Raw genomic sequence first — 24,615 nt, forward strand, 5'->3', positions numbered from 1 at the left:
AGAGGAGGGCTTGGCAACGTTCAAGCTCTCCTTTTTGCATTTCTAAATAGAAAGCTAGAGGCGATCGCGAATGGAACAAAATCGGAATAACCTACCCAACGAATCGGCGTCGGATCATTCGGAGTTCGCTTCGGATGCCCAGTTGGATAATTCGCCTAACGGAAACCCGCAAGCCGATCAACCGGAAGCCCCGGGCTCGGACGGACCGAAGAAACCGGGCAAGTCACGCTCCGGCAACGAAGTGACGGAATGGATCAAAGCATTAGCGATCGCCGGCATACTCGTATTCGTCATCCGGTGGTTTCTCGTTAGTCCGTTTATCGTGGACGGACCCTCTATGCAGCCGAACTTCTGGAATCGCGAACGCATCATCGTCAACAAAATCGTGTACGACATCCGCTCGCCGAAGCGCGGGGAGGTTATCGTATTCCACGTGCCGGACGAAGGCCGCGATTTCATTAAACGGGTCATCGGCGTGCCGGGCGACACCGTGAAGGTCGAAGAGGATACGGTATACATAAACGGAAAAGCGATCGAGGAAAAATACTTGCAGGGCGCCTATGCGGAAGCTCACGCCAAAGGCGAGAAATACAATTATCGCCCCGACGGCTTCTTCCCGAATAACGAGTTTCCGGACGGGGTCGTACCCGAAGGTACCGTGTTCGTTATGGGCGACAACCGCTCGAACAGCGAAGACAGCCGCATGATCGGCTATATTCCGCAGGATCGGATCGTCGGTCGCGCGGACCTGATCTTCTGGCCGCTCAAAAACTTCAGCTTCGTGAAACATTAGCGGGAACGGCGAGAGCGAGGGGGGAACCCCTCGCGTTTGTTTTGGAGGTGAAAGAAAATGACGATTCAATGGTTTCCCGGGCATATGACCCGCGCGAAGCGACAGATCGAAGAGAAGCTTAAGCTCATCGACGTCGTGTTCGAATTGCTCGATGCCCGAATTCCGCAATCGAGCCGAAATCCGATGGTCGACGAAATTACCAGCTCGAAGCCAAGGCTAGTGCTGCTGAACAAAGCGGATTTGGCCGATCCGGACAAGACGGCGGAATGGGCTCGTTACTTCCGTTCGAAGGGACTTGCGACTCACGCGATCGACGCGAACGCGGGCACCGGTGTCAAGGATTTGGTCAACAAAGCGAAGGAATTGCTGGAGGAAAAAATCCAAAAGCAAATCAGCAAAGGGATGAAGCCGCGCCCGATGCGCGCGCTAATCGTCGGAATTCCGAACGTGGGCAAGTCCACTCTAATCAATAGGCTGGCCGGAAAAAGCATAGCGCTGACCGGCGACCGTCCGGGCGTGACGAAGGGACAGCAGTGGATTCGCTTCGGAGGGGATCTAGAGCTTCTAGATACGCCGGGCATCTTGTGGCCGAAGTTCGACGATCCGATTGCCGGCTTCCGGCTTGCGGCAACGGGCGCGATCAAGGAAGACGTTCTGCACATCGACGAGGTCGCTTGTTTCGTCCTGAAGGTGCTCGTCGAGAACTACGGACCGGTGTTGAAGGAACGTTACGGGCTCGATGAACTGCCGAAGGAACTACCCGATATGCAGGCGGCCGTAGACGTACTTGAAAGCATCGGAAGGCGAAGAGGCTGTATCGTGAGCGGCGGACACGTCGACTACGATAAAGCCTCGACTTTGCTGCTTAGGGACTTGCGCTCCGGCAAGCTCGGCAGAATGACTTTGGAAAGTCCGGAAGCATAGAAAATAGAAAAAGCATTACAGTTGGAATAAGAAACGGCTTCCCGGATGGAGACATTCGCGGGGAGTCGTTTTTGTGTGTTGCCGCGCCCGGAAATATGTTAAGTTACGTATAAACGAAATGCATTCGAACGGAGCTGAGGAGTATGGCGAGGAGCACCGGAGATGCGGATTCGGAGATAAAGAAACAACGAACCGACGGCTCGTACGCTCCAAACGCCCTGACGGCCAAAGAATTGTCCGGGCAGTCCGCGTTATTGTTGATCGACGGGGTGTGCAACTTGTGCCAAGGCATCGCGAGATTCATCATCGCACGCGACCCCGAAGCGAAGTTTCGTTTTGCTTCGCTTCAATCGGATATTGGACAAAGGCTGCTGCAAGAAGGCGGAATGGCCGTGCAAAACATGGATACGTTCGTCATGATCGATAATGGGCGTTTTTATACGAAATCTAGCGCGGCGCTCAAAGTCGTACGCAGACTAGGCGGATTATGGCCGCTGCTTTATGCGTTAATCGTAGTCCCTCCTTTCTTAAGGAACGGGGTTTACGGCTTCGTGGCGAAGCGCCGCTATCGTTGGTTCGGCAAGGAAGACAGTTGTATTTTGCCGACGCCGGACATTCGCAGACGTTTTATCGACGGTTCTTGGGGAGCCGCGAAAGGCGAATAATGGAAATCGCGAAAAAAGCTTGGCATTAGTTCTGCCATGTCGGAAAATAGGGAAATGGATCGGATTTGGGAGGCAAGACGGAAATGGACGAAACGAATGAAATCATAGAAGTCAAAGAAATTAATCGGCTCGCTTATGAGTCGGACCTTTGGTCGCGGGGTTTGACGGCAATCGCCGGCGTGGACGAGGTCGGCAGAGGCTGCTTGTTCGGGGATGTCGTGGCGGCGGCGGTTATTTTGCCGGTCGGATTAGTGCTTGAAGAGGTGAACGATTCTAAGCAGCTCAGCGAGAAAAAAAGGGACAGACTGTACGATCAGATCCGGGAAGAAGCGATCGCGTGGTCGGTGGCGCGCGTCGAAGCATCGGTTATCGACGAAATCAATATTAGGCAAGCGTCGCGGTTAGCGATGAAGCAAGCGGTCGAGGGACTAACGGTACGTCCCGAGCATCTGCTTGTCGATGCGGAATCGGTCGATCTATCGATCGGTCAAACCGCGATCATTAAAGGCGATAGCTTAAGCCAATCGATCGCGGCGGCATCGATTATCGCCAAGGTAACGAGGGATCGCTTATGCGCGGAAGTATGGGATAAGCTGTATCCCGGATACGGGATCGCGGGGCATAAAGGCTACGCGACGAAGGTTCACCGGGAGGCGTTACTGGAGCTAGGACCGACGCCGCATCATCGCAGAAGTTTTCTCGGTAATCTTTTCGCGGAGCAACAAGTCTTGTTCTAAGATTATGAGGGCTTTATCATTCAACGGGATCGATCGGTTTGCCGATACATAAGGTAGAAGGTTCGAGCGGGAGGGAATGCGTAATGAGCATGAATATTGGTCCGATGATAAGGGCGATGATGGGCGACGCCCAGCCGACGGACGCGCGTTCTCTGGAGCTAAGGATCGGTCAGATCGTTAGAGGCGTGCTGATGGAGCTCTTGGAAAACCAAGAAGCGATAGTGAATATAAACGGAGTTCAAGTAAAAGCCAAGTTGGAAGCGGACATGCCGGTCGGGAAAAGCATGCTTCTTCAGGTACAGCCGAACGTAAACGGAGGTCTTTTGGCTCTGAAGCCTCTTCCGGACGCTTCGGATGCGATGCCGTACGAGACGTTGTCGAAGGACTTACTGAAGTCGTTCGGACTGCCGGAGCAAAAATGGTCCATGGAGCTGTTGCGCGGATTAAAAAGGGACGGCTATCCGATTGGAAAAGAAGCGGCGTCGTTTTTCCAAACGGCGGCCGCGCTAAAGCCGGCCGGCGTCGACGCAGCCTCTTGGGCGAGCTCGGCGGACGTCGCTTTCCGGCGCGGACTGAAGCCTACGGAGACGACGCTGTCGTCGCTGAAACAAGCGCTATTCGGTCAGCCGATACATGAGGAATTGGCAAATCTGCGCGCCGCGGTAGATAGCTGGCTGGGAGGAGCGAAGGCTCCCTCGCAGGATGCCGCCGCTCTGGGTCAGAAGCTGCAAAGCCTGCTCGCGCAAGGCGCGGCATTGGTTGCCGAGGGCGAGTCGGAATTGACCGGAACGCAGTCGTTGCCGGCTTCAGCCTTTGCGAAAGTGCCCGATGAGGGTGAAGGGAGCGGCGTTGCTCCTGGGAATAAAACGGCAGGCGAGGCGGTCGCGAAGCAACCGGCGGAGGCAGGGAAACAAGCACCGCCCGTAAGCCAGCTTGTACAGGGCGCGCGGGCGGAAGGGACGTTGCCTGCCGCAACCGAGGGGGCGGCTGGCAAGGCCGAGGCGCAGCCTAGCGCGCCTCGCGCGGCTGCGCAAGGCATGGCACCGCCGGCAGCCGGACTGGCTGCAGCGGTGCCGGAGCAGGCGGCGAAGGCGGCTACGCGCGCCGTCGCTGCCGAGAGCGCGGCCGCGGATGGCCGCCGCGCCGCGGGAGAGACCGCCGCCGGGGCTCAGCCGGCGGCGGCAGTTAAGCAGGAAGCGGGGCCGTGGATCGGCCGCTTCCTGCAATGGCTCGGCGTCGGGCATGAGCGCCAGCTCCTGCACGCCGCCGAGGCGCGGTTGCCCGGCGGGAACGCCGGGCTTGACGCGGGCGGAGCCGCGGGGGTGGCGCCCGGGGGGGCGGAGGCCGCCGGGCAGGAGGCGCGGCATGCGGCCGCGGAGACGCTCAAGGGCGCGTTGCTCGCCCTTGCGTCGCATGACGAAGCGCCCCCGGCACTGCGGGAGGCGGCGCAAACGTTGGCCAATCAAGTGACCGGCCAACAGCTTCTGCTCTCCTCGGACCGGAATTCTCCGGCGCCGTTCAGTCACATGACGATGTTCATCCCGATGAAGGGATCGGACGGCGAGACGACGGCTACCGTGCACGTGCAGACTCGCCGAAGCCGCAAAGGAGAATGGGACACCGACAATTGCCATTTGCTCTTCGATCTTCGGATGCGTAATCTCGGAGATACGCTCGTCGACGTGCAGGTCGTCGACCGGATCGTCTCCCTGAAGCTGCTTAGCGACTTCCCGGGTATGTCGGATCTCATCGAACAGGCGAGGGACGAACTGGTATCGGGTATGTCGACGGCGGGCTTCCAACTCCTGTCGCTTTCCGCTTCGCCGCTCCCGCAATGGAAGCTCGGTTCGGTCGCGGCGGCCGCGCAAACCGTAGGCGCCCAGACCGCTGCGACTGCCGCTGTAGCAAGCGCTTATGCCGCCAAACCGTATAAGGGAGTAGACTATCGCGCATGAATGAAGCAAGCAATAACAAACGGCATATTCCCAAAAAAGCGGTAGCGCTCAAGTACGAGCCGGAGCAAGGCTCGGCTCCGACAGTCATTGCTAAAGGACAAGGAGTCATTGCGGACGAGATCATGCGGCGCGCGCAAGAGAACGGGATTCCGATGCAGGAGGATTCCTCGCTCGTCGAAGTGCTCTCCAAGCTGGATCTTAATCAAGAAATCCCGTCCGAGTTGTATCAGTTGGTAGCGGAAGTTCTTAGCTTCGTATACCGTTCGGATCGTCGCGCGGGAACGCTGCCGGGCGACTCGTTGAAATAGCGATTAGAGAAGGAGGCGAGCGCTTGTGGAAGATGATCGACTTCAAGCTGCCTCCTCGTCTCCGCTGAGCCGGAGAGCCGAGGTAGGCAGGGCGGGAGAAGATTCCGCGGCAGACTATTTACGGCAATTGGGATACGTTCTAATCGAGCGTAATTGGCGTTGTCGTTCCGGGGAACTGGACCTGATCGCCCAAGACGGCGCGACGCTAGTTATTGTTGAGGTACGTTCGCGAACGAATCCGACCCGATTCGGCACCGCGCTCGAAGCGATGACCCCGCGCAAATGCCGCCAAGTCCGCGAACTCGCGTCCATCTACTTGAAATCGCGTCGCGCCGAACATCAATCGGTTCGCTTCGACGTCGTGGCCGTCACATTTGCGCTTGATGGCGCGGTCCAGGAACTTAAACACATTGAAGGAGCCTTTTAGAGACAGGTGTACCCAAAACACTTGCGTTCCGTCATAGTACAAATTTACCCGACATTCTCCAACTAAATTTACATACTCCAGTTCCGCACATCAGCCAAACTCCCCGTATCCAACCGAAATAACTATCCCTCTTTCCACTAACCGCTCGATTTTTCTATGTCCTCAACTAAAAAGTACCACCCATTTTCCTCTAACCCCTATTCATTGAGCCAGATCGAAATACTTAAACGTACACTTCACAGCGTGCTATGGGCCGAATTCCGAAAGAAAATTACCTATCGAACGCAAAGGACCTCCACCAGCCTCTGGAATATTTATGAAACGAAATTGCCCCCGAACGCGTAACAAGAGTTAAGTTAACATAATGACCTCAAAGGGGGCGCAAGCCGGAATGGAACTGATCAAAATACCGAAACAACGCAATAACCAAATCGACATACCGCCTGGATTGTTCAAGAAAATCGCCATCGGAGTCGCGGCCTTGTTCGTCGCGATTATCGCGTATTCTTCTTTTTACACTGTGCAAGAACAGGAAAGAGCGGCGATTCTGACGTTCGGCAAATACACGGGAGAGTCGACGGCGGGTTTGCATTTCAAGTGGCCGTATCCGATTCAGCAAGTCATTGTCGTGCCGGCCGAGCTGACTCAACGGATTTACATAGGCTATCGTCAAGACGGAGATATCGTCACTCCGATCGAGGAAGAAGCGATGATGATTACGGGAGACGAGAACATCGTATCCGCGGACGCCGTCGTCCAGTGGAAAATAAGCAACATCCAACAGTACTTATACAATATCGATAATCCGGAGCAATTCCTCCGCAACGCAGCAAGTTCTTCCATTCGTTCCGTCATCGGTTCGGAGAAGCTTGATTATGCGATTACGGACGGGAAAACCGAGATCCAGGACAAAGTCAGAGAAATTCTGATCGAGTTGCAAGGGAAGTACCAAACGGGCATGCAGATCATAGATATCAAGTTCCAGGATATAGAACCGCCGAGCGGACAGGTCGAAGAAGCGTTTCGTAACGTCACGAACGCCAGGGAAGAGAAAAACACGAAAATCAACAACGCGAACAAATACGAGAACGATAAAATTCCGAAAGCCCGAGGCGAAGCGCAAGCATTGCTCGAAAACGCGGAAGGCGTAAAGAAGTCCAGAATACTGAACGCGGAAGGGGACGTGGCGCAGTTTAACGCGATTTACGCAGAATACGCCAAAAATCCGGGAGTAACCGAAAGCCGTTTGATCATGGAGACGCTGGAGAAAATATTGCCTAAGGCGAAAATATTCATCTCGGATTCGAAAAGCGACACCGTGAAATATTTGCCGATTAACGAGCTGTTGCGCAATTCGAGCCAAACTTCAAGCAGCGCTTCGGGTTCGGCTTCCGGCTCAAGCGGATCCGGTACGACGCAAGGAGGTAGCAATCCATGAGCAGAAAATTCATATACGGCACCGTAGGCGCCATCGTATTCCTTATACTTTTGTTCGGATCTTTGTTTATCGTGAAAGAAGGAGAATTTAAGGTCGTCCTAAAGTTCGGCGAAGCGGTAAGGGTAGAGGAAAGTCCGGGGCTTTATTTCAAAATCCCGTTCATCGAGAGTACCTCCCAGCTGCCGAAATACCAGATGACGTACGAAAGCAACCCAACGACGATACTGACGAAGGATAAGAAACCGATCATCGTGGATAATTACACGGTATGGAGAATTAAGAACCCGCAAAATTTCCTGAAAACCGCGCAATCCGTGAGCACGGGAGTGCAGCGGATCGACGAAGCCGTATTTAACTCCGTCCGTCGCAAGCTTTCCGAGGTCAATTATGATACGATAATAAGCGAGAATACCGAGCGAGGAAATATTAACGACGAGATCACGAAGGACGTAGCGGATGCTCTGGTTAGGGATAGCTACGGCATAGAGGTCATCGACGTACGCATTAAACGGACCGATCTGCCGGAAGGAAACAAGCAGAGCGTCTACAACCGGATGATCTCGGACCGGCAGTCGATCGCTGCCCGTTATTTGTCGGAGGGCGACGAGGAGTCGCGCAAAATCACGTCCAAAGCCGACCGCACCGCCACGGAATTGCTCGCTCAAGCCGAGGCCGACGCGAAGAAAGTAATCGCCCAAGGCGAGCAGCAAGCGGCGCAAATCTATAATGAGGCTTATGGCAAGAACCCGGAATTTTACAAATTTTATCGTACGTTGCAAAGCTACGTTACGACGCTGAACAACGAGCCGGTCATCTTGCTTCCGATCGATTCGCCGTACGCCAGCATTTTACTCGGTAAATAAACAAGACAATGATAAGGGTGATTTTTTCTGAGCAACCTACCGCTTCCGATGGAACAATTCAAAAGATTCAAGGATGAAATTACCCGCTTTATGATGATGTACAAGTTCGCGCTGGATTCTCTGGAGACGAAAATAGAAATTCTTAAGGAAGAATTTCAATTCCTGCACGACTATAACCCGATCGAGCATACGAAATCCCGGTTGAAGACGCCCGAGAGTATCTTGACCAAAATTCACCGCAAAGGCTGCGATATTTCTTTTTCGAGCATTAGGACTCATATCAAGGATATCGCCGGCCTAAGGATCACTTGTTCGTTCGTCACCGACATTTACCGGATTAGCGAGATGCTGCGCAGCCAGTCGGACCTTACAATCGTGGAAGTGAAGGATTACATCGAGAATCCTAAGCCCAACGGTTACCAGAGCTTGCACATGATCGTGGAAGTTCCCGTTTATATGTCCGATAGGCAGGAGCAAGTATGCGTAGAGGTGCAAATCCGGACGATCGCGATGGATTTCTGGGCAAGCCTCGAGCATAAAATATTTTACAAGTACAACGCGTCCGTTCCGCCGAGACTGCTTCAAGAGTTGAAGGGGGCGGCGGATTCGGCGGCGGCGTTGGATAAGCAAATGGAAAGATTGCATAACGAGATCGCCGAAATCAAGGAAACCCGCGATGGCGAAGAACGCGCAAACGATGGCTCTAAGCGTATCGTCATTCGGAACCAGGAGTTCCAACTTCCGGCCGGGCTTCTTGAAATGATCAATATCGACATCGGGCAAGGAAACGACTAGTTTCCTTGCTTTTCCTTTTATTCCGCGGCCTGATCCAAGAACCGATAACTGATCGCCTCCGCGACATCCTCAGAGCGGATAGCTTCCCTGTCCGCCAAATCCGCAATCGTGCGGGACATTTTCAAGATGCGATCATGGGCGCGGAAGCTGAGTCCGAGTTGCTCGTACACTTGCTGGAGCAACATCTCGGCGTCCGAAGACAATCTGGCGTATCGGCTTAACAGCGGACCGTGGAGCTGGCTGTTCCAATGTAACCCGTGTTTGGCGTAACGGGCTTTTTGACGATCGGCGGCGGACTTGACGATATGCCGAGCTTCCGCTGACGTCATTCCGGACGTCGATCCCGGTTTGATCGTCTGACGAGGCAGCTCTACTTGAAGATCCAACCTATCGGCAAGCGGGCCGGACATGCGCGCCCGGTACCTGGTAATAGCGGTAGGGGTACACGTGCAAGGACGATCGCCCGGGCCGCCGCCGTTATATCCGCACGGACAGGGGTTCATCGATGCCGCAAGCATGAAGCGGGCAGGAAACCGGCAGACGCCCCTGGCACGTCCGATCGTGACCTCGCGATCCTCGAGCGGTTGCCGTAACGCCTCCAAGCAAATCCGAGAAAATTCGGGCATCTCGTCCAGGAACAAAATGCCATGATGGGCCAGCGTCACCTCGCCGGGTTTCGGAATCGAGCCTCCGCCGATGAGGCCGGCGGCCGATATCGTGTGGTGGGGAGCCCGAAAAGCGCGGTGGCGAATAAGGCCTGAAGGGGCATTGCCGAGCTTGCCGCAAACGCTGTAAATTTTCGTGACGGCGAGCGCTTCTTCGTCGTCTAGCGGAGGCATGAGCGTGGGGAGCCTTCGGCATAGCATCGTTTTGCCGGTGCCGGGAGGCCCGACGAACAGCAAATTATGCATTCCGCTAGCCGCGATAAGCAGGGCGCGTTTCCCCTTCTCCTGCCCGATGACGTCGGAAAGATCAAGTTCTCCCTCGTTCGGAGCGCCGTTAGCCTGATTTTTACTCATCCGACGTGAATGTCTGCCGATTTCTTGCCGAGAATCGGAAGGTGCATCATCATCGTCGGTGAAACCGTTAATCCATTCGACGAGCGACGAGATGCCGAATACTTCGATTCCGGGCAGGAGTGAAGCTTCGGCCACGGCTGCTCGCGGCACGACGATGCGCCGAATGCCGGTGCTCCTCGCCAACTCGGTCATCGGAAGTACGCCCGGGACATTCCTTATCGTGCCGTTAAGCGACAGTTCTCCGATAAACAGCGTATCCTCGAGCAGCATCGGATCGACTTGCCCGCTCGCGCACAAGATCCCCGCGGCGATGGCGAGATCGAAGGCGCTGCCTTCCTTGCGAAGATCGGCGGGCGCCAAGTTAATCGTGATCCGGTCCATCGGGAACTTCATTCCGCCGTTCTGGATCGCGGCCCGCACGCGTTCGACGGATTCCCGCACCGCGGTGTCGGGTAAGCCGACCACGGCTACTTGCGGAAGCCCAGAGCAAATATTCACTTCCACTTCGATCATACGGCCTTCAATGCCTAACACGCTTGCGCTTAATATTTTGACGTACACGAAAAAGCACCTCTCTCCGCAGGTTGAAATAACACGCGGGAAAGGTGCTTCCTCTCCAAGTCTTTCGATTAAATAAATCATAGCTCCGGGGAAATGCGTTGTCAACACAAGTGGCTCCCATTCATAGGCATCCATAGTATAATGGAAAAATTAGCCTATGCTAGACGAGGGGGAATCGGAATGAAATTGTTGAGGATTATCGTACCCGCTTTATTAACGGTAATGTCTTTGGCAGGATGCTCAGGGGGGAGCGTTTTTAAGTCGGATTTTTTTTCGAAAGACGACATGTGCGCGATCAGACAAAGCGATAAGAAAACAATATGCTATGGCGACAAGAAATCCGAGGTTGAAAAGGTGCTTGGTTCCAGAACAACCGGCGGGATGCCGAATTCATTCGATTACGATTCAGGCATATCCGTCTATTATCGTGAGGACGCCGTAGCGGGGTTAGTCTTCAAGCCCGAATCGAAGGACGTCTTCGTTACAGCGAGGGGCGCAAAAATCGGCATGTCGAAGGAAGAAATGAAAAAGCTGTACGGGAGTAAACACGCAATCGAATCGGGCCCGCATAATCTGGATTATATTTATGATTCGAAAAACGGTAACTGGTTAAATCAAATGCCGGCGGGACAAGCGCAAACTCCGGAAGTAATGATGTCCACGATGATATGCTCGGCAATATTCGATGACGAAGGACGCGCAGCGAATATTTGGTTGCTGGATCAAAGATATGCGACGCTATTCCAATAATCGGATCTAATCGGCAGGGTTGGGATAGAAACGAGACAAATAGCAAAAGCTATATGTGTTTGCCTTGTTTCCATATCGAATTGAGATGAAACCATTGCCAAATCAGACTAATAAATTGATGAAAAAGAGAGGAAGCCTGAATCATTTAGTGATACAATAGTGAAGGTTTTGTTACATAAATTCGTTTGTGTGACAACTACGGGCGATGAAGCGATCGCTAAAAGAAAGTCACCTGTGACGGCTGCGCCGGTTATCTACAAGCGATCAGCCGCACTCGATATTAATGCGCACAACGGGAGGATGCCAGGGTCATGAATATTCATGAATATCAAGGCAAGGAAGTCTTGAGGCAGTATGGCGTTAACGTGCCGCGCGGCAAAGTGGCGTTTACCGTCGAAGAAGCCGTAAGCGCGGCGAAAGAACTCGGAAGCTCGGTTACCGTGGTTAAAGCTCAAATCCACGCGGGCGGACGCGGTAAAGCAGGCGGAGTAAAAATCGCTAAGAGCGTGGACGACGTCGCGGCTTACGCGAAAGAATTGCTCGGCAAAGTATTGGTCACGCACCAAACCGGTCCTGAAGGCAAAGAAATCAAACGCCTGCTGATCGAAGAAGGCTGCGACATCAAGAAAGAATACTACATCGGCGTCGTCGTCGACCGGGGAACCGGACGCGTCGTCATGATGGGCTCCGAAGAAGGCGGCATGGATATCGAAGAAGTAGCCGCTCATTCCCCGGAGAAAATCGTAAAAGTCGTCGTAGACCCTGCGGTCGGACTGCAAGTATTCCAAGCCCGCCAATTGGCGTACGATATTAAGATTCCGGGCGAGCTGATCAACAAAGCGGTCAAGTTTATGCTCGCTCTGTACAAAGCTTTCGAAGAAAAGGATTGCTCCATCGCGGAGATCAATCCGCTTGTCGTAACGGGCTCCGGCGACGTTATGGCGCTCGATGCCAAGCTGAACTTCGACTCCAACGCCTTGTTCCGTCATAAGGACATCGTGGAACTGCGCGACCTGGACGAAGAAGACGCGAAAGAAATTCAAGCTTCCAAATTCGATCTGTCTTACATCGCTCTCGACGGCAACATCGGTTGCATGGTTAACGGCGCCGGCCTTGCGATGGCAACGATGGATATCATCAAATATTTCGGCGGCGAGCCCGCTAACTTCCTTGACGTCGGCGGCGGCGCAACGAAGGAGAAAGTTACCGAAGCGTTCAAGATCATCCTTTCCGACGTGAACGTCAAAGGGATTTTCGTTAATATCTTCGGCGGTATCATGAAGTGCGACATTATCGCGGAGGGCGTCGTTTCGGCAGCGCGCGAGCTTGGTCTAGACAAGCCTCTCGTCGTTCGTCTGGAAGGCACCAACGTGACATTAGGCAAAGAAATATTGAACGGATCCGGCCTGAACATCGTGGCTGCGGATTCGATGTCGGACGGCGCGCAAAAAATCGTGTCGCTCGTGAAATGATTAGGGAGAACCTACCGGGGAGTGTATAAATCATGAGTATTTTGATCGATAAGAACACCAAGGTGATCACCCAAGGCATCACGGGCGCAACGGGATCTTTCCATGCCAAAGGTGCTTTGGAATACGGCACGCAAATGGTCGGAGGCGTAACGCCGGGCAAAGGCGGCCAAACGATCGATTTCGATCTGGAGAACGGAACGAAAGTCACGTTGCCGATTTTCAATACAGTCAAAGAAGCGGTTGCCGCTACAGGCGCTACCGCATCCGTTATTTATGTCGCTCCGCCATTCGCGGCCGACTCCATCATGGAAGCGGTAGAAGCCGAGCTTGATCTCGTCATCTGTATCACAGAAGGCATTCCGGTGCTCGACATGGTTAAAGTCAAGCGCTTCATGGAAGGCAAGAAAACGCGTTTGATCGGACCGAACTGCCCCGGCGTTATTACTCCGGACGAGATCAAAATCGGCATCATGCCGGGTTATATCCACAAAAAAGGCCACGTAGGCGTCGTATCCCGTTCGGGGACGCTTACTTACGAGGCGGTTCACCAGCTTACGACGAACGGCATCGGCCAATCGTCCGCGGTCGGTATCGGCGGAGACCCGGTCAAAGGCTCCGAGTTCATCGACATTCTTAAGCTGTTCAACGAAGATCCCGATACTTACGCGGTCATCATGATCGGCGAAATCGGCGGAACCGCGGAAGAAGAAGCGGCGGAATGGATCAAAGCGAACATGACGAAACCTGTCGTCGGTTTCATCGGCGGTGCTACGGCTCCTGCCGGCAAACGGATGGGACATGCCGGCGCGATCATCTCCGGCGGCAAAGGAACGGCTGCCGAGAAAATTTCGGTGCTGGAAGCTTGCGGCGTTCGCGTTGCTCCGACGCCTTCCGACATGGGCGCGACTTTGATCTCCGTGCTCGAAGAAAAAGGCATGCTGGAAAAATGCAAAGCTTAATGGTACAGTAAAGTCATAGAAGATAAGCGCGAATTCCGTCGAATCGGAAGTCACGAACCGGCAAGGCAAGCAGCCTTCTGCCCCCTCTAACGAGGGAGTGGGAGGCTTTTTTGCGTTAATCTTCCCCCATCGCGGCCGGGTTATCGGAACGAAATAAGAGGAGAGATCTAATTATGGGAGTGTACGAAGACGGCGACTCGGGCCAACATCAGAAGGAAACGGTCAGGACGGTTTCCTTGGAGGAAGCGCGTTTGACGGGAATCGGACGGGATGCGCTAATCGCTTTGCACGAAACGGACGGCGTGGGCAGAATATCGATCGCGACGATCCTGTTGTACGGCGCAACGAGGGGCGAAGGCTCGTTAAGTCGCGCGAATCGCCTGCTGGCGCAGGATTGGAGGGACATGGGTTTGTTCGCGAAGCAATCGGCCGCGATCGTCGCCAATCTGACCGAGGAGGCGGAAAATCGGAGAAAACGAAGGCATGCGGCACTCCGACTGAGCATCGTTACTTACTTGGACGACGAATATCCCGAGTTGCTTCGACAAATTTCGGATCCGCCATGGGTGCTCTATTATAAGGGGGATTTAAGGTTAGCGCATCATCCGGCAATCGCCATCGTCGGCACTAGACTGGCGACGGGATACGGACGAAAGATGGCGGAAGACGTCGCTAAGGGGTGCTCGAGACGCATGACGGTCGTTAGCGGCTTGGCGAGAGGCATTGATGCCGCAGCTCATTCGGGCGCGGTACGCGGACGATACGGGACGATAGCGGTGCTGGCGGGAAGCGTCGATTATTGTTACCCGCCGGAGAACAAAGCGTTGTACCGGGATATTTCCGAAAATGGCCTTATTCTATCGGAAAGCCCGCCGGATACGGTCTTGAGGCCCGGACTGTTCCCATTGCGGAATCGAATTATCGCCGGGCTAAGCTATGGCGTCATCGTCGTGGAAGCCGCCCGACGCAGCGGCGCGTTGATAACGGCCGATCTTGCGCTCGGGTACGACCGCGATATCTTCGTCGTACCCGGACAGGCAACGTCTCCGCGAAGCTTGGGAGCGCTCGAATATTTTAGAAAGGGAGCGCATCCGGTTTTGGACGAGACCGATATTTTCGAGATGTATAAGTACCGGCTCCCCTTCCAATCAAGCGCCGAACCTGATGATCCGAGCAATTCCAAGAGGTCGGGCGAGCCGGATCCGCTGACCGGCGAGGAGCTCGCGATCTACGAGATTTTACTTGAACAGCCTTGTTCTATCGACGACCTTGCGGTACAATCCGGGATGACGTTTGGACATTTACACTCCGTTCTGCTATCTTTACTAATAAAAAGACGGATTCATCAACAACCCGGTTCTGTATATCATGTCCTTTAATGAAGACATATGCGAATAGACAGTAGGACTTGTCGACCGTAGGAGAGGAGGAATGGACGTGGCGGATTCACTCGTAATCGTAGAATCACCGGCAAAAGCCAAGACGATCGGAAAATATTTGGGAAGTAAATTTATCGTCAAAGCGTCCATGGGGCACATACGCGATTTGCCCAAGAGTCAGATCGGCGTAGAGGTGGAGAACGATTTCCAGCCGAAATACATCACGATCCGCGGCAAGGGGAGCGTTCTTAAGGAACTTAGGGACGCCAGCAAAAAAGTTAAAAAAGTATATCTCGCGGCTGACCCGGACCGCGAAGGAGAAGCGATCGCGTGGCATTTGGCGCATTATTTGGAAATAGACGAGAAAGACGCTTGCCGCGTCGTTTTTAACGAAATCACGAAACAAGCGGTGAAGGATGCTTTCAAGAATCCTCGCCCTATCGATATGGATCTGGTGAACGCCCAGCAAGCTAGGCGGGTTCTCGACCGTCTGGTAGGTTACAAGATCAGTCCATTATTATGGAAGAAAGTCAAAAAAGGATTAAGCGCGGGTCGCGTGCAATCGGTCGCGGTCAAACTGATCTACGATCGCGAGAACGAGATTAACGCTTTCGTGCCAGAAGAATACTGGAGCATTACCGCCCATCTGCTGAAGGGGAAAAACGTCTTCGAGGCGAAGTTCCATTCGGTTAACGGCGAGAAAAAAGAGCTGACGAGCGAAGCCGAGGTTAAGGAAGTATTGGCCTTAATGGGCGGAGATTCGTTCGTCGTAGGCGACGTGAAAGAGAAGGAGCGGCAACGCAATCCGTCTCCTCCGTTTATTACGAGCTCTTTGCAACAGGAAGCGGCGCGCAAGCTGAATTTCCGCGCTTCCAAGACGATGCAGATCGCTCAGCAACTGTATGAGGGCGTCGATCTCGGCAAAGAGGGCACCGTCGGTCTTATCACTTACATGCGTACGGACTCCACGCGCATTTCTCCCATCGCTCAAGAAGAAGCGAAGGAATTCATCGAAGGCAAATACGGGAGTACGTTTTATCCGGAAACTCCCCGCGAATATAAGAAAAAGAGCGCCGGAGCCCAAGACGCGCATGAAGCGATCCGTCCGACCTCGGTGTTGCGGGATCCGGAATCCGTCAAAGCGTTCACCTCGAAGGATCAGCTCCGTTTGTATAAGCTCATCTGGGAGCGTTTCGTCGCCAGCCAGATGTCCTCCGCAGTACTCGATACGATGACCGTGGATATGAGCAACGGTCCGGTCGTGTTCCGCGCGAACGGCTCCAAGCTGAAGTTTCCCGGCTTCATGAAAGTGTACGTGGAAGGCAACGATGACGGTACGACGGATGAAGACCGCTTGCTTCCGGCGCTTGCGACCGGAGAAGGCGTGAACTCCACGCAGATCGATCCGAAGCAGCATTTCACGCAGCCGCCTCCCCGTTATACGGAAGCAAGGTTGGTAAGAACGCTGGAAGAACAGGGGATCGGCCGTCCGAGCACGTACGCGCCGACGCTGGAAACGATTCAGAAGCGCAATTACGTCGCCATGGAAGAGAAGAAATTCATCCCGACCGAATTGGGCGAGCTCGTCATCCAATTGATGGAGGAATTTTTCCCGGAGATTCTCGACGCGGAGTTCACCGCCAACATGGAAGGCGACTTGGACCACGTGGAAGAAGGAACCCAGGATTGGGTTAACGTTATCGGTGACTTCTACAAATCGTTCGAGGTTCGTTTGAATTTCGCCGAGGAAGAAATGAAGGAAATCGAAATCAAGGACGAACCGTCCGATGAGATTTGCGATAAATGCGGAAGCCCAATGGTGTACAAAATGGGACGCTTCGGCAAATTCTTGGCCTGCTCGGGGTTCCCGAACTGCCGGAATACGAAGCCGATTATCAAGGATACGGGAGTCGGTTGCCCGAAATGCGCCAAAGGGGTTATCGTCGAGAGACGAAGCAAAAAAGGCAGAATTTTCTATGGCTGCAACCTCTATCCCGAGTGCGATTACGTCTCGTGGGATAAGCCGGTATCGAAACCATGCCCTAGCTGCGGAGGCTTAATGGTCGAGAAACGAGTAAAGGGCGAAGTTCAGCTTCATTGCACGGCATGCGATCATTCCGAAAGCGCGGAGGAAGCGGAAGAAGCAGCGGAATAAAAAGGTTATGACAGCTTAGGAGGTTTATCGCTTTGAATGAAGTTCAATCCGTGACGGTCATCGGCGCAGGTTTGGCCGGGAGCGAAGCCGCGTGGCAAATCGCCAAGCAAGGCGTGCCCGTCACTTTATACGAGATGCGCCCCGTCAAAAGTACGCCGGCCCACCATACCGCGGAATTCGCGGAATTGGTTTGCAGCAACAGCTTAAGAGCGAATGGACTCGCGAACGCCGTAGGCGTGCTGAAAGAAGAAATGCGCAGGCTGGATTCGTTAATCCTTTCCTGCGCCGATCAACATGCCGTTCCCGCCGGAGGAGCGCTCGCGGTCGATCGCGACGGTTTCTCCGCCGAGGTGACCAAACGGTTGCGCGAGCATCCGCTGATCACGGTCGTGAACGAAGAGGTTTCCGAGATTCCGAAGGATGGCGTCGTCGTGATCGCGACCGGCCCTCTGACCTCTCCCGAGCTTTCCGAGAGCATTAAGCGATTGATGGGAGAAGAGTATTTTTATTTCTTCGATGCGGCGGCGCCGATCATCGAGAAAGACTCGATCGACCTCGACAAAGTATTTTTGGCTTCCCGGTACGATAAAGGCGAGGCCGCGTATTTGAATTGCCCGATGACGGAAGCCGAGTACGACGTCTTTTACGATGCGCTCGTAACGGCGGAAACCGCGGCGGTCAAAGACTTCGAGAAGGATATGTACTTCGAGGGCTGCATGCCGATCGAAGTGATGGCGAAGCGCGGCAAACAAACGATGCTATTCGGTCCGATGAAGCCGGTCGGACTTGTCGACCCGCGAACGGGAACGAAATCCCACGCGGTTATCCAGTTGCGGCAAGATAACGCCGCGGGAACGTTGTATAATTTGGTCGGCTTCCAAACTCACCTCAAATGGGGAGAGCAGAAACGGGTATTCTCGCTCATCCCGGGGCTCGAGAACGCGGAATTCGTCCGATACGGCGTCATGCATCGCAATACGTTCATCAATTCGCCGAAGCTGTTGCATCCGACTTATCAGTTCCGGGACCGCGAGACCCTGTTCTTCGCGGGCCAGATGACGGGCGTGGAGGGCTATGTGGAATCGGCCGCTTCGGGCTTGATATCCGGATTGAACGCGGGAAGACTAGTCAAAGGACTGGAGCCGCTTGTTTTGCCCGAGCATACGACATTAGGAAGCATGGCCCATTACATTACGACCGCGGACTTTAAGCATTTCCAGCCGATGAACGCGAATTTCGGGTTATTCCCGCCGCTGGGGCATCGAGTAAGAAGCAAGAAGGAAAAGAACGATGCCATCGCGGCCAGAGCTCTCGAGAGTATCGACGCGTTAAGCGAGGAATTGAAACAAAGTTCGAGTTTGTAACCGATCGAGCAGCGGCTGCGTATAAGTCATTAGCCGCTGCTTTTGCGACTTTACCAACAATCGTACGGGGAGGATACATCCATGGATATGAGTTTTCACGCGACGACGATATGCGCGGTACGCCATAACGGCAAAGGCGCGATCGCAGGCGATGGCCAAGTCACGTTCGGGAATAGCATGGTCATGAAAAATACCGCCAAAAAAGTGCGCAGGCTTTATCGCAACCAAGTGGTGGCGGGATTCGCCGGGTCGGTTGCCGACGCGATTACGCTATTCGAGAAATTCGAAGGCAAGCTTGAAGAGCATCATGGCAACCTGCAGCGCGCGGCAGTCGAGCTTGCGAAGGATTGGCGCTCCGATCGGGTGCTTCGCCGGCTGGAAGCGATGATGATCGTCGTAGACGCTACGGGGATGCTCTTATTGTCCGGCAACGGAGAAGTCATCGAGCCGGATGACGGGATCCTTGCGATCGGATCGGGCGGAAGCTTCGCGCTCGCCGCTGCCAGAGCCCTGAAACGCCACGCGCCCGGAATGGAAGCGAATCAGATCGCGCGGGCGGCGCTGGAGACCGCGGCGGAGATTTGCGTCTTCACGAATAACAATATCATAGTCGAGGAAATAGGATGATACTATTCGATAAGTTCAAGGGAGAGGGTCGCATGAACGATTCGTTGACGCCCCGTCAGATCGTGGCGGAGTTGGATAAATACATTGTCGGTCAGAAACCAGCCAAACGTTCCGTTGCCGTCGCCTTGCGCAATCGTTATCGTCGCAGCCGATTGCCGGAAGAAATCCGAGACGAGATCGTACCGAAAAATATATTGATGATCGGACCTACCGGCGTCGGGAAAACGGAGATCGCGCGCCGGCTGGCGAAGCTGGTGCACGCGCCTTTCATTAAAGTCGAAGCGACCAAATTCACCGAAGTCGGCTATGTCGGCCGGGATGTCGAATCCATGGTCCGCGATTTAGTCGAGACCTCGATTCGGATGGTTAAGGAAGAACGCACGGAGAAAGTGAAGGACAAGGCCGAGAAAGCCGCGAACGAACGTCTGGCCGCCCTGCTCGTGCCCTCCCCGGCCAAACCGAAGTCGCAGAAAAATCCGTTGGAAATGTTGTTCGGAGGCATGACCACGCCGAGCGACGAACCGGAGCCAGTCGATCCTAGCTTGAACGATAAACGAAAAGACACGAAGGCGAAGCTGGACGCGGGTCAACTGGAAAACGAAACGATCGAGATCGACGTGGAAGACAACAGTCCGAACATGTTGGATATGCTTGGTGGCCCCGGTCAAGATCAGATGGGCAACATGCAGGAGATGCTTGGCCAATTTCTTCCGAAGCGCCGCAAGAAGCGCCGTCTGACGGTGAAAGAAGCCCGTAAGGTGCTGATCGTCGAAGAAGCGAACAAACTGATCGACATGGACGACGTCATTTCCGAGTCGGTGCGTCGCGCGGAGCAATCCGGCATTATTTTTATCGACGAGATCGACAAGATCGCCAGCAGCGGAAGAGGCCAAGGACCCGACGTGTCGCGCGAAGGGGTTCAACGAGATATACTCCCGATCGTCGAAGGTTCGACGATCATGACCAAATACGGTCCGGTGAAGACGGATTACGTGTTGTTCGTTGCCGCAGGAGCCTTCCACATCGCCAAGCCTTCTGATCTCATTCCGGAGCTTCAGGGCCGGTTCCCGATTCGCGTCGAACTGAGCAGCTTGACGGACGAAGATTTCGTGCGCATCCTTACCGAGCCGGAGAACGCGCTTACCAAGCAATACACCGCGCTTCTGCAAACGGAAGGCATTGCCGTTACCTTCACGGAAGCGGCCATCTCCGAGCTTGCGAGAATGGCTCAAGAGGTCAACCATAATACCGAGAATATTGGTGCCCGCAGGCTGCACACGCTCTTGGAGAAGCTGCTGGAGGATCTGAGCTTCGAAGCGCCCGAGCTGCAGTTGGAAGAGATGCTGATCACTCCGGAGTACGTGCGGGAAAAACTGGCGAGCATTGCCAGCAATCGCGATTTGAGTCAATATATTCTATAATGGAAGTATCCCGCCGAAAGGCGGAGAAGCTTGCTTGTCGTTTGTTGCAATAGGGGGAAGTAAATATCATGACATTGTTGACGAAAACCCGTACGCTCAATAAATTGCTTCAGGAAGCGGCGGGCAAACCGCTTAATTTCCGCGAAATGGCGGAAGGATTGCGGGAAACGATGCGTGGAAACGTGTTCGTGCTTAGTCGCAGGGGGAAAGTGCTCGGTTCCGCGCACGCGTCCGGGTTTCCCGAGACGTGGTTGCGCAAGGAACCGTCCGACGAGCTCAGGTTCCCGTCAGAGACGAACGATCGCCTCCTGCGCATAACGGAAACGGCCGCGAACGTATCCTCGGATGAGGAAATTTTAATCCCCGTCGAAGCTGCTTTTAATGGCGAAATTGTGACGATCGTTCCCATCATCGGCGGAGGAGACAGATTAGGGACTTTAGTCCTATCCAGAGAAAATCAATCTTTCGGGGATGACGACCTGATTTTAGCCGAATATGGGTCTACGATAATAGGAATGGAGATTCTGCGGGAAAGAGCCGAAGAGAGGGAGACGGAAGCGAGAAGCAAGGCGATCGTATCCGTGGCCGTCAATTCATTGTCGTTCAGCGAAATGGAAGCCGTTGAGCAAATATTCGAGGAACTGGAAGGCAAGGAAGGCTTGCTCGTTGCTTCCAAGATTGCGGACAGGGCAGGCATCACTAGGTCTGTCATCGTAAATGCGTTGCGGAAACTCGAGAGCGCCGGCGTCATCGAAACGCGATCGCTGGGCATGAAAGGGACGTATATTCGGATCCTGAACGGCCAGTTATTGATCGAGCTGGAGCACCGCAGAAACTAAATGAGTCTTCGGTATATTGTCATAAAAGCCCAATCTTTCTTGAAAAGATTAGGGCTTTTTTCTTATTGTCACAACACCGTATGTCGTAGATGATGTTCTTAGAAAATTTTAATTTGTCGTACCGCGCAGTTTAATTTGTCGTACCGCGCAGTTTAATTTGTCGTACCGCGCAGTTTAATTTGTAGAAACGCGTAAATTTATGTCGTATCAAGCAGGAATATGAGACTTTAACGTGGAATAATTTCGGAGATGAACTGACGAAAACTTCATGTCGGCGAGGAGAGACCCATAATATGCAAGTATTAGGTGGCGCAGCATTTCAACGCCTGGAAAGCGCAATAAACGCCGCTTCGTTAAGACAACGCGTTCTATCCAACAATATCGCGAACGTAGATACCCCGTATTTCAAAAGGTCGGACGTCGCATTCGAAGAATACTTGTCGCAAGCGATCGGAACTAACGGCACCCCGGTTCTGGCAGGTAAAATGACGAATTCGCGCCATATTCCGATTAATTCCTCCTATCCTTCGCCTACGCCGCAGGTGATCATTGACGAATCCACATCGATCAACAATGATCGGAATAACGTAGACATCGATAAAGAGATGTCCCTGTTAGCGGAAAATCAGCTTCGGTATAACTTGTTGGCTCAGCAATTCAGCCATCAAGTCAAAATGATGAACATCGGAATTAAAGGGGGCGCGTAACGGATGAAGCTCGGAGGGTTCGATATTAGCGCTTCGGCATTAACGGCGCAGCGCCTTAGAATGGATGTTATCTCGGCGAACATCGCCAACGCCGAAACGACGCGCGCGGGCGTGGTGAACGGCCAAGCCGTGCCATACCGTCGCAAGATGGTCGTTATGGGAGCGGTTCAGCCGAAATTTCAAGACGTATTCGCGGAGAAGTTAAACGGATCGTCCGCGCAGGGCGTACAGATTACTCAGATCAAAGAAGATTCGACTCCATTTAAACAAGTTTATAATCCGACGCATCCCGATGCGGACGCCAACGGAATGGTTTATATGCCCAACGTTGATATGCTGAAAGAACAAGTAGACTTATTGGCGGCTTCCCGTTCTTACGAAGCTAACGTAACGGCGCTGAACGCAAGGAAAGCGATGTTCATGAAAGCTCTTGAAATGGGCCGCTAAGACATTATTGGCGGACCTAATTTAGCATGAAAGCGAGGAACAACGGATGATCAATATTCCATCTATCTCACCTATAGGGTTAGTACCCCCAATTAACGGAGCTCAAACAAAGACGACTCCGGCGGAAGCCACGGAGAGTTTTGCGTCCTTCCTGAAAAATGCCATCGATAGCGTGGCCGCGCAGGAACAAAACGTACATACGGTGACCGATCAATTCCTGATCGGCGAAGTCGACGAGAATAAAGTCATGATTGCTACGCAACAAGCCGAGCTGAGTTTGAATTTGACGGCTCAAATCAGAAACAAGGTTATCGAGGCTTATCAGGAAATCATGCGTACGCAAATCTAGATAGGTAAAGCGTTGAAGCAAAACGCAACGGCACGAAGCGATGCTTTATCGCTTCACCGTTGTGCAACCGCAGGTGAGGTGAAATCGTGAACGAGAAGTGGGCGCAGGTTCGTGGGAAACTGGAAGGTTTCTGGAACCAGTACAGCAAAATGCAAAAGTGGGTTCTCGCTTCAACAGCGGCCTTACTGTTATTTGCGATTATTTTATTTACTTACTTGTTTACCCGGACGCAGTACGAATTGGCATTCCAGAACTTGGATACTACCGATGCGGCGGCGATCATGGAATATTTGGACGGAAACGGAATTAGCTACAAGCTAGGCGACAGCGGGCAAAGCATCTCGGTACCGAGCGCGTCCGCGACAAAAGTGAAGGTGGCTATCGGTTCGCAGGGCTTGATTTTAAGCGGATCGGTCGGAAGCTTCGCGAAGATGAGCGAATCCTCATCATCGATCGGCATTACGGACCAGGAGTTCAAGGTTAAGTATTTGAACGCTTTGAACGGAGAGGTTCAGCAATTGCTGATGAGCAAGCAGGGGATATCGCGGGTGAAAGCGATCGTTACGTTGCCGGAAGACACCGTCTTCCTGAACGATTCCGATAAAAGCAAAGCGAACGCGGCTGTCGTGATTACCTTTAAGCCGGGTTTCCGGCCGAAGCAGGAAGAAATCGATAGCTACTATAATCTCGTAAAGTCCGCGGTTCCTAAGCTCGCTGTCGAAGATGTTACGATCAGCAGCAGCACGGGAGACTTGACGCCGTCGGCAAAAATGAGCGGCGGCTCGCAATCGCTCGGCGGAGTGTACGAGAATCAAATCGCGATCCAGACGGACGTAGAGAACACGCTGAAGAAAAACATCGCGAACTTCTTGAGTCCGATCGTCGGCATGGACAACATGGTCGTTAGCGTCGTTTCTTCGTTGAACTTCGATAAGAAGCAATCGACGGAAAACCTCGTGCAGCCTTTGCCGGATAACGACAACAAAGGGATCGAGATCAGCAGGCAAGATTCCAGCGAAACCTACACGGGCCAAGACGGCCAGACTAGCGGAGTCGCCGGAACGGGCTCCACGGACATCGCCAACTATCCGGGCGGTGGAAGCTCCGGAGCTTCCTCGTCGGAGAAAGTATCCAGCACCGTGAATTTGGAAGTAAACCGCATTACTAATAATATCGACTACGGACCTTACAAAGTGAAGGACATTTCGATCAATGTCGGTTTGGATTCTTCGAACATGACTCCCGAGAAGCTGACGGAAATCAAAGGCGTGCTCCTCAGCAGCGCAAGAGTGTTGCTTTCCCAATCGGGATTGGATTTGTCCGACGACGAATTGAACAAAAGAGTATCGGTAATATCCCAGTCGTTCACCGCGAACGCGGGGACGAGCGGTGGCGCATCTAATTCCTCCTTCTTGCTCGCCGGAGCCGGCCTGCTCGCGTTGGCATTGCTCGGCGGAGGCGGATACTACGTATATCGCAGACGGAAAGCAGCGCGCGAAGCCGCGGAGCTGGAAGCCATGCCGAAAGCGGAATTGCCGACGATCGATATCGACAACGTCGCGAACGAGAGTCAAGTGCGCAAGCAGTTGGAAAGCTTGGCCAAACGCAAGCCGGACGAATTCGTCAATCTTCTCCGGACTTGGCTAGTGGATGAATAGAGG

At 53.6% G+C, this 24,615-nt stretch carries 24 protein-coding genes; 23 read left to right on the forward strand and 1 reads right to left on the reverse strand.

Features of this window, described 5'->3' with window-relative positions:
* Positions 1-70: 70 nt before the first annotated feature.
* The 10 genes from lepB (at position 71) to D7Z26_RS09655 (ending at position 8,905) form a co-directional block, all read left to right on the forward strand.
* Positions 71-793 carry a signal peptidase I gene (gene lepB, locus D7Z26_RS09610; RefSeq protein ID WP_120976179.1) on the forward strand — a complete coding sequence of 241 codons (723 nt, stop codon included), beginning with the start codon at positions 71-73 and terminating at the stop codon, positions 791-793.
* 57 nt (positions 794-850) lie between these two features.
* Positions 851-1,717: a ribosome biogenesis GTPase YlqF gene (gene ylqF, locus D7Z26_RS09615; protein ID WP_120976180.1), complete on the forward strand. Its 867-nt coding sequence runs from the start codon at positions 851-853 to the stop codon at positions 1,715-1,717.
* 143 nt (positions 1,718-1,860) lie between these two features.
* On the forward strand, positions 1,861-2,382 hold the full coding sequence (locus D7Z26_RS09620; protein ID WP_120976183.1) for a thiol-disulfide oxidoreductase DCC family protein: 522 nt from the start codon (positions 1,861-1,863) through the stop codon (positions 2,380-2,382).
* A gap of 83 nt (positions 2,383-2,465) precedes the next feature.
* Entirely contained in the window at positions 2,466-3,119 is a 654-nt protein-coding gene (locus D7Z26_RS09625; RefSeq protein WP_120976185.1) for a ribonuclease HII, read from the forward strand.
* Positions 3,120-3,202: 83 nt separating this feature from the next.
* Positions 3,203-5,074 (forward strand): hypothetical protein, encoded by a 1,872-nt coding sequence (locus tag D7Z26_RS09630; RefSeq protein ID WP_120976187.1) that lies wholly within the window; start codon positions 3,203-3,205, stop codon positions 5,072-5,074.
* On the forward strand, positions 5,071-5,382 hold the full coding sequence (locus D7Z26_RS09635; protein WP_120976189.1) for an EscU/YscU/HrcU family type III secretion system export apparatus switch protein: 312 nt from the start codon (positions 5,071-5,073) through the stop codon (positions 5,380-5,382). Before D7Z26_RS09630 ends, D7Z26_RS09635 begins: the two co-directional genes overlap by 4 nt.
* 25 nt (positions 5,383-5,407) lie before the next feature.
* Positions 5,408-5,809 carry a YraN family protein gene (locus D7Z26_RS09640; protein ID WP_233566745.1) on the forward strand — a complete coding sequence of 134 codons (402 nt, stop codon included), beginning with the start codon at positions 5,408-5,410 and terminating at the stop codon, positions 5,807-5,809.
* Positions 5,810-6,200: 391 nt separating this feature from the next.
* Positions 6,201-7,247, forward strand: a complete 1,047-nt coding sequence (hflK, locus tag D7Z26_RS09645; protein ID WP_120976191.1) for an FtsH protease activity modulator HflK — start codon at positions 6,201-6,203, stop codon at positions 7,245-7,247.
* Positions 7,244-8,110: a protease modulator HflC gene (hflC, locus tag D7Z26_RS09650; RefSeq protein ID WP_120976193.1), complete on the forward strand. Its 867-nt coding sequence runs from the start codon at positions 7,244-7,246 to the stop codon at positions 8,108-8,110. The genes hflK and hflC overlap by 4 nt, the downstream gene beginning before the upstream one ends.
* A gap of 48 nt (positions 8,111-8,158) precedes the next feature.
* A complete protein-coding gene (locus tag D7Z26_RS09655; RefSeq protein ID WP_120976196.1) occupies positions 8,159-8,905 on the forward strand; it encodes a GTP pyrophosphokinase in 747 nt (248 codons plus the stop codon).
* A gap of 17 nt (positions 8,906-8,922) precedes the next feature.
* On the opposite strand, the gene D7Z26_RS09660 is transcribed toward D7Z26_RS09655, so the two are convergent.
* Positions 8,923-10,485 (reverse strand): YifB family Mg chelatase-like AAA ATPase, encoded by a 1,563-nt coding sequence (locus D7Z26_RS09660; RefSeq protein WP_120976197.1) that lies wholly within the window; start codon positions 10,483-10,485, stop codon positions 8,923-8,925.
* A gap of 180 nt (positions 10,486-10,665) precedes the next feature.
* Here D7Z26_RS09660 and D7Z26_RS09665 point away from each other — a divergent pair, with 180 nt between their 5' ends.
* The 13 genes from D7Z26_RS09665 (at position 10,666) to fliF (ending at position 24,612) form a co-directional block, all read left to right on the forward strand.
* Positions 10,666-11,235 carry a hypothetical protein gene (locus tag D7Z26_RS09665; RefSeq protein WP_120976199.1) on the forward strand — a complete coding sequence of 190 codons (570 nt, stop codon included), beginning with the start codon at positions 10,666-10,668 and terminating at the stop codon, positions 11,233-11,235.
* A 311-nt stretch (positions 11,236-11,546) separates the two neighbouring features.
* Positions 11,547-12,707: an ADP-forming succinate--CoA ligase subunit beta gene (gene sucC, locus D7Z26_RS09670; RefSeq protein ID WP_120976201.1), complete on the forward strand. Its 1,161-nt coding sequence runs from the start codon at positions 11,547-11,549 to the stop codon at positions 12,705-12,707.
* A gap of 32 nt (positions 12,708-12,739) precedes the next feature.
* The gene (gene sucD / locus D7Z26_RS09675; protein ID WP_120976203.1) at positions 12,740-13,666 is read left to right on the forward strand and encodes a succinate--CoA ligase subunit alpha; all 927 of its coding nucleotides are present in this window, start codon (positions 12,740-12,742) and stop codon (positions 13,664-13,666) included.
* A gap of 173 nt (positions 13,667-13,839) precedes the next feature.
* The gene (gene dprA, locus D7Z26_RS09680) at positions 13,840-15,045 is read left to right on the forward strand and encodes a DNA-processing protein DprA (RefSeq protein ID WP_120976205.1); all 1,206 of its coding nucleotides are present in this window, start codon (positions 13,840-13,842) and stop codon (positions 15,043-15,045) included.
* 58 nt (positions 15,046-15,103) lie between these two features.
* Entirely contained in the window at positions 15,104-17,200 is a 2,097-nt protein-coding gene (gene topA / locus D7Z26_RS09685; RefSeq protein ID WP_120976579.1) for a type I DNA topoisomerase, read from the forward strand.
* A 32-nt stretch (positions 17,201-17,232) separates the two neighbouring features.
* Positions 17,233-18,564, forward strand: coding sequence for an FADH(2)-oxidizing methylenetetrahydrofolate--tRNA-(uracil(54)-C(5))-methyltransferase TrmFO (trmFO, locus tag D7Z26_RS09690; protein ID WP_120976207.1), 1,332 nt, complete (start codon positions 17,233-17,235; stop codon positions 18,562-18,564).
* An 81-nt stretch (positions 18,565-18,645) separates the two neighbouring features.
* On the forward strand, positions 18,646-19,191 hold the full coding sequence (hslV, locus tag D7Z26_RS09695) for an ATP-dependent protease subunit HslV (protein ID WP_120976209.1): 546 nt from the start codon (positions 18,646-18,648) through the stop codon (positions 19,189-19,191).
* Between the two features lie 32 nt (positions 19,192-19,223).
* Positions 19,224-20,612, forward strand: coding sequence for an ATP-dependent protease ATPase subunit HslU (hslU, locus tag D7Z26_RS09700; protein ID WP_120976581.1), 1,389 nt, complete (start codon positions 19,224-19,226; stop codon positions 20,610-20,612).
* A gap of 68 nt (positions 20,613-20,680) precedes the next feature.
* On the forward strand, positions 20,681-21,451 hold the full coding sequence (gene codY, locus D7Z26_RS09705) for a GTP-sensing pleiotropic transcriptional regulator CodY (protein ID WP_120976211.1): 771 nt from the start codon (positions 20,681-20,683) through the stop codon (positions 21,449-21,451).
* Positions 21,452-21,744: 293 nt separating this feature from the next.
* Entirely contained in the window at positions 21,745-22,158 is a 414-nt protein-coding gene (flgB, locus tag D7Z26_RS09710; protein WP_120976213.1) for a flagellar basal body rod protein FlgB, read from the forward strand.
* 3 nt (positions 22,159-22,161) lie between these two features.
* Entirely contained in the window at positions 22,162-22,605 is a 444-nt protein-coding gene (gene flgC, locus D7Z26_RS09715) for a flagellar basal body rod protein FlgC (RefSeq protein WP_120976215.1), read from the forward strand.
* A gap of 46 nt (positions 22,606-22,651) precedes the next feature.
* Positions 22,652-22,954: a flagellar hook-basal body complex protein FliE gene (gene fliE, locus D7Z26_RS09720; protein WP_120976217.1), complete on the forward strand. Its 303-nt coding sequence runs from the start codon at positions 22,652-22,654 to the stop codon at positions 22,952-22,954.
* Positions 22,955-23,040: 86 nt separating this feature from the next.
* Complete coding sequence (gene fliF / locus D7Z26_RS09725) at positions 23,041-24,612, forward strand: flagellar basal-body MS-ring/collar protein FliF (protein ID WP_120976219.1); 1,572 nt, start codon at positions 23,041-23,043, stop codon at positions 24,610-24,612.
* Positions 24,613-24,615 lie beyond the last annotated feature (3 nt).

The sequence above is a fragment of the Cohnella endophytica genome (assembly GCF_003628305.1).
Lineage (GTDB): Bacteria > Bacillota > Bacilli > Paenibacillales > Paenibacillaceae > Cohnella > Cohnella endophytica.